A 12,200-nucleotide genomic window follows, 5' to 3' on the forward strand; every position below is an offset into this window, starting at 1 on the left:
GCCCGGGTCAGGCGCCGTAGCGGCGTTGTCTGGTGGCGTACGAGCGCAGCGCTCGCAGGAAGTCGATGTGCCGGAAATCCGGCCAGTTGAGCTCGCAGAAGTAGAACTCCGAGTGCGCGGACTGCCACAGCATGAAACCGGACAACCGCTGCTCGCCGCTGGTGCGGATGACCAGGTCCGGGTCGGGCTGGCCCCGCGTGTAGAGGTGCTCCGCGATGTGCTCGACGTCCAGCACCTCGGCCAACTCCTCGATCGTGCCCCCGGTGGCGGCGTGCTCCAGCAGCAGCGAACGGACCGCGTCGGTGATCTCCCGGCGGCCGCCGTAGCCCACCGCGATGTTGACCTCCGCGCCGCCGGTGCGCTCGCGGGTGCGTTCCTCGGCGCCCTTGAGTGCCGCAGCGGTCTGCGCCGGCAGCAGGTCGAGCGCTCCGACGATGCGCAGTCGCCAGGGGTTGCCCTCCTCGGAGAGCTCCACCACCAGGTCCTCAATGATCTTGAGGAGCGGGTCCAGCTCGGCGGCCGGACGGCGCAGGTTGTCAGTGGCCAGCAGGTAGAGGGTCACGTGCCCGACGCCGGCCTGGTCACACCAGCCGAGGACATGCTTGATCTTCGCCGCGCCGACCCGGTGCCCGTCGTTCGGGTCGACGAAGCCCATCTCCCTGGCCCATCGGCGGTTGCCGTCGCACATCACCCCGACGTGCCGGGGCACCGGCTTACCCGCGAGCTTCGCCGTGAGCCGGCGCTCGTACACGGAGTAGATAAGGTTCCGCAGCGTCATCACCTAGCAGCGTAGCGACCCTTCGGCCAGTTCACTGCCTCGGAGCCCCATCCCCGCCGCCCAGACCGGCGCCGATCAGTGCGAGCGTACGAGCGGTGAGGCGTCCGTCACCCAGTCCCAACTCGACCACGTCGTAGAACACCCTGTCGTCCCGACGGGCGGCCCGGACCGCCGCGTCCACCACCCGGCGTCGCCGGGCCAACCAGGCCGCCACCGAACTGTGCCGCAGGTGGGTGCCGAGGCGGCGGCGCAACCCGTCGGCGTAGCGGCCAGCAGCGCCCTCGGGCGACCGGGCCGCCGCCGACCCGGCGAGCGCGCCGGAGAGCAACGCGTAGAAGATCCCCTCCCCGGTGAACGGATTGATCAGTGACAGGGCGTCCCCGGCCAGCAGGGTGCGCCCACGCCCCGGCGACGGCCGGTGAGTGGAGAGCGGCAGGTGATGCGCGCGCAACGCGGTCACTGTCGCCAGATCGGTGCCGGGCAGCAGCGCGGCAAGCCGGTCCAGCAGGTACCCGCGGCTCAGCGGCTCACCGCGCAGGACCTCCCCGTACCCGACGTTCGCCCGTCCGTCACCGATCGGAAACGACCAGGCGTACGCCGGCCAACGCGCCTTCGACGTGACGATGAGCTGCTCGGACGGGCCGGGCAGAGCCGGGGCGTACCCCCGGATGGCCAGCGCGAGGTGCCGGTCGGGGTTCTGCTGATGGCCGAGCGCCCGACGTACCACCGAGCCGGCGCCGTCCGCGCCGATCACCACCCGGCCGGACACCTGCCCGTCGAGCACCACCCGGTCCGCGCGCGGCTCGACCCGGCGCACCGTGTGCCGGCGAAGCTGCGCGCCGGCGGCCACCGCGGCCGCCACCAGCCGCGCGTCGAAAACCTCCCGGGGCACCGTGTACGCGGGTCGGGGCAACGCCCGAGCCACCGCACTCCCACCGGGCGAGATCATGCGTAACGCCGGCAGCGGCGCGTAACCCGCCACCGCCTCGGTCACCCCCAGCTCGGCGAGCACGTCCACCGAGTGCGCGGCGATCCCGTCTCCACACGCCTTGTCCCGGGGAAAATCGGCCCGGTCCAGCAGCAGCACGCTGGCACCGGCCCGGCGCGCCGTCAGCGCGGCTGCCGCCCCGGCCGGCCCCGCCCCCACCACCACCACGTCGAACTCGTCGCCCACCGCGCGCCTCCCGTCAGCCCGACGTGGCGCGACATGGTCCCGCGCCGACGACAACCACCCACGCCGCACCGGCGCCGACCGTGGTGACCGCCGCCATCCCCATCCTCCCCCACCCACCCCTCGGGTACCGCTCGCCGTGCCCGGCGTTGCCGCCGCCCACCGCCACGCGATCTTGCAGTTTGTGTCGACGTTCTGCGAGGAATGCACCTTTTGTCGCCACACAAAGTGCAAGATCGACGGCGCGGGGGGCGGGGCGCGGGGCTGCGGGGGTGGGGTGGGGTGGGGTTGGGGGTCAGGCTGGGGTGCGGGTGGCTCGGTATAGGCCGTAGAGGGTCAGGGCGGCGGCGGCCAGCAGGGGGGCGCCGTCGCGGATCAGGCCGTCCACGCCCAGCAGCCACCAGCACAACGGCAGATCCACCGCGAGTACGGCCACCGTGACGACGACCAGCAGGCCCCGTGCCCAGTCCTTGCCCCGCATCAGGAACGCGGTGCAGAACAGCACCGCGTAGCTGGCCGTGATGCCCGCGCCGAACCAGAACAGCACGGCCGGCACCGCGGTCACTCGACCATCCAGGATGGAGCCCCCGGCCACCAGTGCCGGCACCAGCATCAGCGGGCTGTAGGTGAAGGCCGCCACCCTGCTGGTCAACAACCAGGCACTGGCCTGTGGTCGGCGGGGAGGGGTCTCCCGCCAGGAGATGCCGTCCCGATCGATGACGAGGCGTGGACGGTGCCGGACCAGGTGCCCGGCCAACGCCGACGAGCGGTAGAGCAACCAGACCACCGCGACACAGAGCGCCGCGAGAATGGCGAAGCCGAGCAGGCCGGGCAGCGGCGGCACCCCCTGCCGGGGCACGATGAGCCGGCCGACCGCGAAGATCGTGGTGACCGCGAGGATCAGCCCGAACGGGCGGGCCACCGTACGACCCCGTCGCACGTGCCCGATCAGCAGCAGGAAGCCGAACGAGCGCAGCATGGCCCAGCCGGTCCGTATGGCCAGCCCGAATCCCTGCTCCGGGGCGTACCACCAGTTGAGCAGCTCGACCACGACGGTGGCCGCCGCAGTCGTCGCCAGCAGGGTGGTGAGCACCCGGACGGCGGACGGCCGCCGGACCTGGGTCTCGGCGGCCGTCCTCATGAAATCCGATGGTGCCCGCGAACTGTCTCGTTCACACCTACCGCTGTGGCTGTGTGGCGTCCAGGCGGGCGCGCAGCGCGTCCAACTCGGCCCAGAGCACGCCGGGCAGCTTGTCACCGAACTTCTCGAACCACTCGGTGATCATCGGCAGCTCGTTACGCCACTCGTCCGGGTCGACCTTCAACGCGATCCGAACATCCTCAGGGGTCATGTCCAGGCCCTCGACGTCCAGGGCGTCCGGCGCGGGGACCATGCCGACCGGCGTCTCGACAGCGGCGGCAGTGCCCTCGATCCGCTCGACGACCCACTTGAGCACCCGGGAGTTCTCCCCGAAGCCCGGCCAGAGGAACGAGCCGTCCGGGTCCTTGCGGAACCAGTTGACGTAGTAGATCTTCGGCAGCTTCGCCTCGTCGCCGTCGGCGCCCTTGCCCATCTCGATCCAGTGCCGGAAGTAGTCCCCGGCGTGGTAGCCGATGAACGGCAGCATCGCCATCGGGTCCCGCCGGACCACGCCGACGGCGCCGGACGCGGCGGCGGTGGTCTCCGAGGAGAGCGTCGCGCCCATGTAGACGCCGTGCACCCAGTCGCGGGCCTCGGTCACCAGCGGGACGGTGTCCTTGCGGCGTCCGCCGAAGAGGATCGCGTCGATCGGCACGCCGTTCGGGTCGAAGTACTCGTCGGCGAGGATCGGACACTGGGTGATCGGGGTGCAAAACCGGCTGTTCGCGTGGGAGGACAGGCTGTCGCTCTCCGGCGTCCAGTCGTTGCCCTTCCAGTCGATCAGGTGTGCCGGCGGCTCGCCCATGCCCTCCCACCAGACGTCGCCGTCGTCGGTCAGGCCGACGTTGGTGAAGACGGAGTTGCCCCGGTCCAGGGTGCGCATGGCGTTGGCGTTGGTCTTCCAGTCGGTGCCGGGCGCGACGCCGAACAGGCCGTACTCGGGGTTGACCGCGTAGAGGCGGCCGTCCGGGCCGAACCGCATCCAGGCGATGTCGTCGCCGATGGTCTCGACCTTCCAACCCGGGATGGTCGGCTCGACCATTGCCAGGTTGGTCTTGCCGCAGGCAGACGGGAACGCGCCGGCGATGTGGTAGGTCTTGCCCTCCGGCGAAGTGATCTTGAGGATCAGCATGTGCTCGGCGAGCCAGCCCTCGTCCCGGCCCATCACGCTGGCGATCCGCAGCGAGTAGCACTTCTTGCCGAGCAGCGAGTTGCCGCCGTAACCCGAGCCGTACGACCAGATCTCCCGGCTCTCCGGGAAGTGCGAGATGTACTTGGTGTCGTTGCACGGCCAGGCGACATCCTGCTGACCGGGGGCGAGCGGGGCGCCGATCGAGTGCAGCGCGTGCACGAAGTCCGCGTCGTCGCCCATGGCCTCGAGGACCCGGGTGCCCATCCGCGTCATGATGCGCATCGAGGCGACCACGTACGGGCTGTCGGTGATCTCGACACCGAACATCGGGGACTCGGCCTCGACCGGCCCCATGACGAACGGGATGACGTACATGGTGCGACCGCGCATGGAACCCCGGTACAGGTCCGTCATCGTCCGCTTCATCTCGGCCGGCGCCATCCAGTTGTTGGTGGGGCCGGCGTCCGCCTCGTCGACGGAACAGATGTAGGTGCGCTCCTCGACCCGGGCGACGTCCGTCGGGTCGGTGCGCGCGTAGAACGAGTTGGGCTTCTTCTCCGGGTTGAGCCGGATCAGGGTGCCGGCCTCGACCAGCTCATCGGTGAGGCGGCGCCACTCCTCGTCGGACCCGTCCACCCAGACGACACGGTCGGGGGTGGTCAGTTCCGCGACCTCACGGACCCAGGCGAGCAGTTTCGGATGGGACGTCGGGGCCTGATCGATACCCCGCACAACAGCCGGAGCAACCATGACACATCTCCTTGTGGTCGACGCTGACCGATCTATGGGATGCACGAGACTCAGCGGCGCGATGCGTCGCCTTCGTGGAAACCTGGGATTGGCCTCAGCGTAAACCGGGCAGCCTTCCGAGTCAGTGGGACAGGTTGTGAAGAACTGCACAAGCTACGGCCCCGCTGCGGCATCACGAGCTGATACCCGCTTTCCCGCGCAGTTTCACGCAAATCTTGTTGTGCACCCCGGCGGACGCTTGTTGCGGTCGGGCCGTGGACCTGCCCCGCCGACCGATGCGGTGATTCCCGTTCCGCGGCGGCTCAGTCCTCCCAATTGGCTACGCTCTGTGCAGTGGTCACGTACGCGGCGCTGGGCCCCTCCGGGAGGCCACGCCCGCTTGCCGTTGCTGCCCCTCTGACTGGCCGGCAGCCGGTAGGCTCCCTCCGTGGCCGCCACGATGACCGGGGAACAACCGGGTCCCCGGCAGACCCGACGGGGTCTCGTCGGCTTACTCCTCGACCGCTTCGGTCACCTCATCCGCGAGATGGGCAAGTTCGCCACTGTTGGTGGTTTCGCCTTCCTCGTCGACTTCGCGCTCTTCAACTACCTGACGAGCAAGCACGGCGTCGAAGAGCTGACGGCGAAGACGATCTCCACAGTGATCGCGGCCTCCGTCGCCTTCGTTGGCAACCGGTTCTGGACCTGGCGGCACCGCCAGCGCAACAACGCGGCTCGCGAGTACGCGCTCTTCTTCTTCTTCAACGCTGTCGGTCTCGGCATCACGGTGGCCTGCCTCGCGCTCAGCCGCTACGGGCTCGGAGCCATCTGGCCGGCGGTGTTCCAGACGCGCCTGGCGGACAATCTCGCCAGCTACATCGTCGGCACGGGGTTCGCCACGCTGTTTCGATTCTGGTCGTACCGGCGGTTCGTCTTCGTCGAAGCGGGAACCCCGACCCTTCCGCAGGTGAATCCCGATCGAGACCACGGGGCGTGACCTGCCGCCCACCTCGTTCGGCCGGTGATCGCCGGCCGCACCGACTGCCCTAAGGTGTTTCGCATGCGTCTTGTCCGCCTGCTGCCTGAGCGCTGGCAGAAGTTCATCCACGAGGCGCTCAAGTTCGGCATCGTCGGCGGCATCAACACCGTCATCAATTACGCGGTGTTCAATGCCCTTGCACTGACCGTTTTCGTCAATGGTCAGTTGAAGGCGACAGTGATCGCGACGATCGTCGCCACCATCACGTCGTACCTCATGAATCGGCACTGGACGTACCGCGATCGCCCGAAATCGGCGCTTCGCAGGGAATATCTCCTTTTCTTCCTGTTCAACGGCGCTGGCCTGCTCATTGAACTGGGGGCCGTGGCGGCGGCCAAGTACGGACTCGGCGTACACGGTCTGCTGGCGCTGAATCTGGCCAAGACCGTCGGCGTCTTGCTGGCCACGTTGTTCCGGTTCTGGTCCTACCGCACCTTCGTCTTCCAACCCGTCGCACCGGCCGAGGACGAGGCAGCGAAGCCCGACTCCACCTGGCACGACATTCCGCGCGACGAGTGGGACACCATGGCGGAGATGGACCCGGTCGCCGAGTTGGCGGAATCGGTGTCCGAGCTGGAGGAGGCGGAGTCCGCGCAACGCCTCGACCCCCCGGCCGGCGCACCGGCTCAGGGCCGGCCCCCGCGGCTGAGCGTCAGCCCCGCCGTCGACCTGGACGCGGAACTCGCCGCGGAGCTGCACGTCAGCACCCGCCGCGCGCCCCGCCGGTGACGACCCCCGACGCCCGCTCCGGCACGGGGCGGCCGGCCGAGCTGTTCTTCGAGGATCTCGTCCCGGGGCTCACCGTCGACCTCGGCGTGGTCACCGTGGACGCCGACGAGATGGTCGCCTTCGCCCGCCGTTTCGACCCGCAGTGGTACCACGTCGACCCGGACCTGGCCGCCGCGAGCCGGCACGGTGGTCTGATCGCCAGCGGCTTCTACACCGTCAGCCTGTTCATGCGCGCGTACGTCGACCACCTGCTGTCCCGGGCCGCCGCGGACGCGTCCCCCGGCCTGGAGGAGCTGCGTTGGCTCGCCCCGGTGCGGGCCGGCGACCGGCTCGCGGTCCGGGTCGACGTGATGGGCGCCCGACCGTCGACCGCCCGGCCCGGGCTCGGCACCGTCAGCCTCACCGGCACCATGCTGCGCCTCGGCCCGGACGACCGGCCCGAGCAGGAGGTGCTGCGGACCCGCTTCCGCGGCTGGTTCGCCGTGCGACCGGTCGAGGCCGACCCCGCCGAAACCGAAGCCGCCGAAGCCGCCCCTGACCAGCCAGATGCGGACCGGCCCGGGATTGACCAGCGCGGGGTTGACCAGCCCGACAGCGGCCCTCCCGCAGCGGATCCGTCCACCGTCGGGACCTCCGACGGCGACCCGACGGAGAGCGGCGGCTCACCCCAGGCCCAACGACCCGACTGACCCGCCCCGACCGTACGGCAGGGGCGGGTCACAACCGTCCGGTTCAGGTAGTGGTGTCGCGCAGCGGCTTGCCGTCCTGCATGTCGGCGAGCATGTCGCGCATCTCGCCATCGCCGAGCGAGTGCTTGTCGTGCTGTGCCTCCACCAGCTCGTACAGGGTGGTCTGCACCTTTCCGACGTCCGGCACGTCGGCGAGCACCGACTGGCCGCGCTCACCTGCCGACTCGATGGTGAGCGTCCCGCAGCCGAGCAGGCGCTCGACGAAACGCTGGTTCATCGAGTGGTCGTTGACCCGGGCGAGCGGGAGGTCCCGCCGGTCCCGGGAGAACACACCCTGCTGAAGCAGGACTCGTTCGTTCGTGAACAGGTAGTGGGTGGTGCGCCAGACCAGGAACGGCCACAGGCCGAGCCAGAGCACCGCGACCAGGGCGATCGCCCCGATCACGGCCAGCGCTATCGAACCGCCGCCACTCTCGGGCAACAGGAGCACGCCGACCACCACCGCGGCGATGGCCAGCACCAGCACCGCGATCGGCCGGATCAACGCCTTCCAGTGCGGATGCAGGTGCAGCACGACATGCTCGTCCTCGGTGAGCACGTCTTCAGGAAACGCCACGGGAACCTCCAACGCGATTTTCTAGACGCGCAGACGGTAAACCCCCCAGGCCCCACCACAACATCCGCCGCGCGGGCCCGTCCCCACCTGCCCGCGATCTTGCACTTTCGGTCGCCGTTACGCGGCTTTCACCCCGATCCACCTCGACAGAAACCGCAAGATCGCCGGGGGCGGGGTGGGGCGGGTTAGCGGAGGTGGAGGACGTCGCCGGCGGCCAGGGTTCGGGCGCCGGTTGACGTGGTGACCATCAGTTGGCCGTCCGGGTCCACTCCGGTGGCGGTGCCGGTCAGGGAATCGCCGTCGGGGAGCAGAACGCGTACCTCGCGGCCGATCGTCGCGCAGGCCGCCAGGTAGGCGTCGCGCAGGCCGCTGGCCACCGCGTCGCCGCCCGCCGAACGCCAACGGTCGTACCAGTCGGCGACCGCCCGCAGCAGCGCCCGCAGCAGCGGATCCCGATCGGTGGCCACCGCGCCGGCCAGCTGGAGCGAGGTGGCCGGCAGCCCGGTCGGATTCACCGGCAGCTCGTCGGCGCGCAACGTCACGTTGAGCCCGATGCCCAGCACGATCGCCGGCGGTTGGTCCGGCGCCCGTCCGGGCACCGCCTCGGCCAGCACGCCCGCGCACTTCGCGTCGTCGATCAGCAGGTCGTTCGGCCACTTGAGGGTGGCTTCCAGCTCGGCCAGCCGGGCCACCGCCTCGACCAGCGCGACGCCGGCCAGCAACGGCAGCCACCCGTACCCGGTGGGTGCCGCCGGCAGCCAGCCGCGATCCGGCACTGCCTCGCCGGGCCGCAGCAGGACGCTCGTCGCGATGCCGGCCCGCGCCGGCGACTGCCAGACCCGACCGCGCCGGCCGCGCCCCTCGGTCTGCCGCTCGGCGACCACGACCAGGCCCTCGGGCTCGTCGGCCCGGGCGGCCTCGGCCACGTCGGCGTTCGTGGAGCCGGTCTCGGCACGCAGCTCCAGCCGGGCCCACGGCCCGTTCGGTGCGGTCAACGCGCGGCGCAGCCGGACCGCCGACAGCGGCGGACGGTCCAGATTCGTGTACGGGGAGCCCGACATTCCGCCAGCCTACGGCGGTGCTCCGGTCGACACTGAGGCGTACTGCACAGCGGCACCCACCTGAACCATCGTTATATTCCCTGGGTGACTACCGAGACCGGGACCAACATGCACAGCACCGCGGGCAAGCTGGCGGACCTGGAGCGCCGGGTCGACGAGGCGGTGCACGCCGGGTCGGCCCGCGCCGTGGAGAAGCAGCACGCGCGCGGCAAGAAGACCGCCCGGGAGCGGATCGAGATGCTGCTCGACGAGGGCTCCTTCGTCGAACTCGACGAGCTGGCCCGGCACCGGTCCACTGCCTTCGGGCTGGAGCGGAACCGCCCGTACGGCGACGGTGTGGTCACCGGCTACGGCACGGTGGACGGCCGGCAGGTGTGCGTCTTCGCGCAGGACTTCACGGTCTTCGGTGGCTCGCTCGGCGAGGTCTTCGGCGAGAAGATCGTCAAGGTGATGGACCTGGCCATGAAGATCGGCTGCCCGGTGGTCGGCATCAACGACTCCGGCGGCGCGCGCATCCAGGAGGGTGTCGTCTCGCTCGGCCTCTACGGCGAGATCTTCTTCCGCAACGTACGGGCGTCCGGCGTCATCCCGCAGATCTCGCTGGTGATGGGGCCCTGTGCCGGCGGCGCCGTCTACTCCCCGGCGGTCACCGACTTCACAGTGATGGTCGACCAGACCTCGCACATGTTCATCACCGGCCCCGACGTGATCAAGACGGTGACGGGCGAGGACGTCGGCATGGAGGAGCTGGGCGGCGCCCGTACGCACAACTCCCGCAGCGGCAACGCGCACTACCTCGCCAGTGACGAGGAGGACGCTGTCGACTACGTCAAGGCACTGCTGTCGTACCTGCCGTCGAACAACCTCGACGAGCCGGTCGTCGTCGAGGCCCCCGCTTCGCTTGAGGTCACCGACGAGGACCGGGAGCTGGACACCCTGATCCCGGACTCGGCCAACCAGCCGTACGACATCCACACCGTCATCGAGCACGTCGTCGACGACGGGGAGTTCCTGGAGGTCCAGCCGCTCTACGCGCAGAACATCGTGGTCGGCTACGGCCGGGTCGAGGGGCGACCTGTCGGTGTGGTGGCCAACCAGCCGATGCACTTCGCCGGCACCCTGGACATCGCCGCCTCGGAGAAGGCCGCCCGGTTCGTCCGCACCTGCGACGCGTTCAACATCCCGGTGCTGACCTTCGTGGACGTGCCCGGCTTCCTGCCCGGCACGGGTCAGGAGTGGGACGGCATCATCCGCCGGGGCGCGAAGCTCATCTACGCGTACGCCGAGGCGACCGTCCCCAAGGTCACCGTGATCACCCGCAAGGCGTACGGCGGGGCGTACGACGTGATGGGCTCCAAGCACCTCGGCGCGGACCTGAACTTCGCCTGGCCGACAGCGCAGATCGCCGTGATGGGCGCGCAGGGCGCTGTGAACATCCTCTACCGCTCCGAGCTGGCCGGGGCCGAGGACCCGGCGGCGGTCCGGGCCGAGAAGATCGCCGAGTACGAGGACACCCTTGCCAACCCGTACGTGGCCGCCGAGCGCGGGTACATCGATTCGGTGATCGCTCCGCACGAGACGCGCACCCAGATCGTCCGGGCGCTGCGCGTCCTGCGGACCAAGCGGGAAACCCTGCCGCCCAAGAAGCACGGCAACATCCCGCTCTGAGGCTGGTCGATCCGCGCAACTTCACGAGAAGCTGCCTCCGGGCGGCGGGCAACAACTCCGAGGTTGCGCGGATCGACAGTGGTCAGCAGGCTGGGTTGGCGGCGACGCACATCCGGCGGGCGGCGACCTCCGCCAATCGGCGCAGGTCCAGCTCGGTGCCCGTCTGTCGGAGGCTGAGCACGGTGATCAGGTCGCCCACCCGGACCACCGCGGTAATGGTCGGCCGAGGTGGCGCGGCGATGGGCTTGCCCGTCTTCCGGTCGACGGGCTGCGAACCGGTGTGCCGCAGCAGCGCAGCCCCGTCACCGGCGAAGTCCCGCTGGGTCACCGCCCAGCGGTGCGTCGCCGACGCGGTGCCTGTTGCGCCCTGCGCCTTGTATTCGCCGACGCTGGTCCATTCGGCACACGGTGCGACCAGGTCGTCCATGGTGGCGAGAAGCTGAATGGAGGCGTCCGGAGTCAGCCGGTAGAGATCCTGCGTGACCAGACCATCGGACTGGGTGAGGACTGCCGCGGCGCGCTTCGGCACCAGGGTCTGCGAGCGGGACAGGATCGAATACTGCAAGCCGTCCGATCGCCCCTGACTGGTCCGGCAGGCACCGAGCATGCGGTCCAGCAGGACCGGCTCGCCCAGGCCCGACTGGCTGAGCTGCACGTCGACCTGCTGCGGCAGGTCAGCCGGTTGCAACAGGGCCTCGGTGGCGATCTCGTGCCGGGTCGGCGCGGCGGAGGGCGCGGCGGCCGGATGAACCGGCGGCGCAGACTTCCTCGGGGCGGCGACCGCCACCGCGGAAACCCCGGCGAGGGCCAGCACGACGGTGGCCACCACGATCTTGCGCTGGCCGCGGCGGCGGGCCCGGGAGCGGATCTCCTCCGGGCCGAGCCACCGCACGTCCTGCAGGTCCCGCTGGATCTGTTCGACGAACGTCGGGTCGTCACGCATCGGTAGCCTCCTCCAGATCAGAGACGGCGAGCAGGCCGGCGAGCGCGGTACGCCCCCGGGAGAGACGGGCCTTGACGGTGCCCACCGGGGCCGCGGTCTCCCGCGCGACCTCGGCGACCGGCATGCCAACCAGGTAGTACAGGGCGATGGCGACGCGTTGCTCCTCAGGCAGTCGACGCAGGGCGGCGACCACGGCGACCGTGTCGGTGCCCGGCCCGGGAACGGTCTCGGTGGCCCCGTGTCGCAGGTAGGCGCGGGCGCGGCTACGCAGGCTGCGCCACCGGCTCACGGCGATCCGGCTGGCCACCACCCGCACCCACGCCTCCGGGTCGTCGTACGCGCTGATTGTCGACCAGCGCTGCCACGCCCGGACGTACGCCTCCTGCACGGCGTCCTGCGCCTCACCCCGATCGCCGGTTAGGGCGTAGACGAACCCGAGGAGTCGTTGCCGACTCCCCCGGTAGAACTCGTCGAACCCGTCGACGTCCGGCACCCGCTACCTCC

General features: G+C 70.3%; 12 protein-coding genes. 4 read left to right on the plus strand and 8 right to left on the minus strand.

Features of this window, described 5'->3' with window-relative positions; translation table 11 throughout:
- Window positions 1-7 precede the first annotated feature (7 nt).
- From AB0K35_RS32370 to AB0K35_RS32385, 4 genes are all read right to left on the minus strand, one after another.
- Window positions 8-778 (minus strand): isoprenyl transferase, encoded by a 771-nt coding sequence (locus AB0K35_RS32370; RefSeq protein ID WP_091394347.1) that lies wholly within the window; start codon window positions 776-778, stop codon window positions 8-10.
- Window positions 779-809: 31 nt separating this feature from the next.
- Complete coding sequence (locus AB0K35_RS32375; RefSeq protein ID WP_363890282.1) at window positions 810-1,952, minus strand: geranylgeranyl reductase family protein; 1,143 nt, start codon at window positions 1,950-1,952, stop codon at window positions 810-812.
- Between the two features lie 292 nt (window positions 1,953-2,244).
- Window positions 2,245-3,090: a hypothetical protein gene (locus tag AB0K35_RS32380; protein WP_363890285.1), complete on the minus strand. Its 846-nt coding sequence runs from the start codon at window positions 3,088-3,090 to the stop codon at window positions 2,245-2,247.
- A 37-nt stretch (window positions 3,091-3,127) separates the two neighbouring features.
- A complete protein-coding gene (locus tag AB0K35_RS32385) occupies window positions 3,128-4,972 on the minus strand; it encodes a phosphoenolpyruvate carboxykinase (GTP) (RefSeq protein ID WP_238666712.1) in 1,845 nt (614 codons plus the stop codon).
- 427 nt (window positions 4,973-5,399) lie between these two features.
- Between AB0K35_RS32385 and AB0K35_RS32390 the strand changes: the two genes are divergently transcribed.
- The 3 genes from AB0K35_RS32390 (at window position 5,400) to AB0K35_RS32400 (ending at window position 7,408) form a co-directional block, all read left to right on the plus strand.
- Window positions 5,400-5,948, plus strand: a complete 549-nt coding sequence (locus AB0K35_RS32390; RefSeq protein WP_238666713.1) for a GtrA family protein — start codon at window positions 5,400-5,402, stop codon at window positions 5,946-5,948.
- A 63-nt stretch (window positions 5,949-6,011) separates the two neighbouring features.
- The gene (locus AB0K35_RS32395; RefSeq protein ID WP_238666762.1) at window positions 6,012-6,719 is read left to right on the plus strand and encodes a GtrA family protein; all 708 of its coding nucleotides are present in this window, start codon (window positions 6,012-6,014) and stop codon (window positions 6,717-6,719) included.
- Window positions 6,716-7,408 (plus strand): MaoC/PaaZ C-terminal domain-containing protein, encoded by a 693-nt coding sequence (locus AB0K35_RS32400; protein ID WP_308193387.1) that lies wholly within the window; start codon window positions 6,716-6,718, stop codon window positions 7,406-7,408. The genes AB0K35_RS32395 and AB0K35_RS32400 overlap by 4 nt, the downstream gene beginning before the upstream one ends.
- Window positions 7,409-7,451: 43 nt before the next feature.
- Here AB0K35_RS32400 and AB0K35_RS32405 read toward each other — a convergent pair whose 3' ends face one another.
- The gene (locus AB0K35_RS32405) at window positions 7,452-8,024 is read right to left on the minus strand and encodes a PH domain-containing protein (RefSeq protein WP_210784420.1); all 573 of its coding nucleotides are present in this window, start codon (window positions 8,022-8,024) and stop codon (window positions 7,452-7,454) included.
- 185 nt (window positions 8,025-8,209) lie between these two features.
- Entirely contained in the window at window positions 8,210-9,085 is an 876-nt protein-coding gene (locus AB0K35_RS32410) for a biotin--[acetyl-CoA-carboxylase] ligase (RefSeq protein ID WP_363890288.1), read from the minus strand.
- 84 nt (window positions 9,086-9,169) lie between these two features.
- Here AB0K35_RS32410 and AB0K35_RS32415 point away from each other — a divergent pair, with 84 nt between their 5' ends.
- Entirely contained in the window at window positions 9,170-10,753 is a 1,584-nt protein-coding gene (locus AB0K35_RS32415; RefSeq protein ID WP_238666715.1) for an acyl-CoA carboxylase subunit beta, read from the plus strand.
- 82 nt (window positions 10,754-10,835) lie between these two features.
- On the opposite strand, the gene AB0K35_RS32420 is transcribed toward AB0K35_RS32415, so the two are convergent.
- Together AB0K35_RS32420 and AB0K35_RS32425 are read right to left on the minus strand one after the other, a co-directional pair.
- Window positions 10,836-11,696: a hypothetical protein gene (locus AB0K35_RS32420; RefSeq protein ID WP_238666716.1), complete on the minus strand. Its 861-nt coding sequence runs from the start codon at window positions 11,694-11,696 to the stop codon at window positions 10,836-10,838.
- Window positions 11,689-12,189: a SigE family RNA polymerase sigma factor gene (locus tag AB0K35_RS32425; RefSeq protein WP_238666717.1), complete on the minus strand. Its 501-nt coding sequence runs from the start codon at window positions 12,187-12,189 to the stop codon at window positions 11,689-11,691. Before AB0K35_RS32425 ends, AB0K35_RS32420 begins: the two co-directional genes overlap by 8 nt.
- Window positions 12,190-12,200: the final 11 nt, after the last annotated feature.

Origin of the sequence: Micromonospora sp. NPDC053740 (assembly GCF_040677775.1) — a bacterium.
Taxonomy (GTDB): Bacteria; Actinomycetota; Actinomycetes; order Mycobacteriales; family Micromonosporaceae; genus Micromonospora; species Micromonospora alfalfae.

Coding starts and splice junctions, on each gene's coding strand:
- AB0K35_RS32370 (WP_091394347.1), bottom strand. CDS start 778: ATGACGCTGCGGAACCTTATCTACTCCGTGTACGAGCGCCGGCTCACG.
- AB0K35_RS32380 (WP_363890285.1), bottom strand. CDS start 3,090: ATGAGGACGGCCGCCGAGACCCAGGTCCGGCGGCCGTCCGCCGTCCGG.
- AB0K35_RS32385 (WP_238666712.1), bottom strand. CDS start 4,972: ATGGTTGCTCCGGCTGTTGTGCGGGGTATCGATCAGGCCCCGACGTCC.
- AB0K35_RS32395 (WP_238666762.1), top strand. CDS start 6,012: ATGCGTCTTGTCCGCCTGCTGCCTGAGCGCTGGCAGAAGTTCATCCAC.
- AB0K35_RS32410 (WP_363890288.1), bottom strand. CDS start 9,085: ATGTCGGGCTCCCCGTACACGAATCTGGACCGTCCGCCGCTGTCGGCG.
- AB0K35_RS32420 (WP_238666716.1), bottom strand. CDS start 11,696: ATGCGTGACGACCCGACGTTCGTCGAACAGATCCAGCGGGACCTGCAG.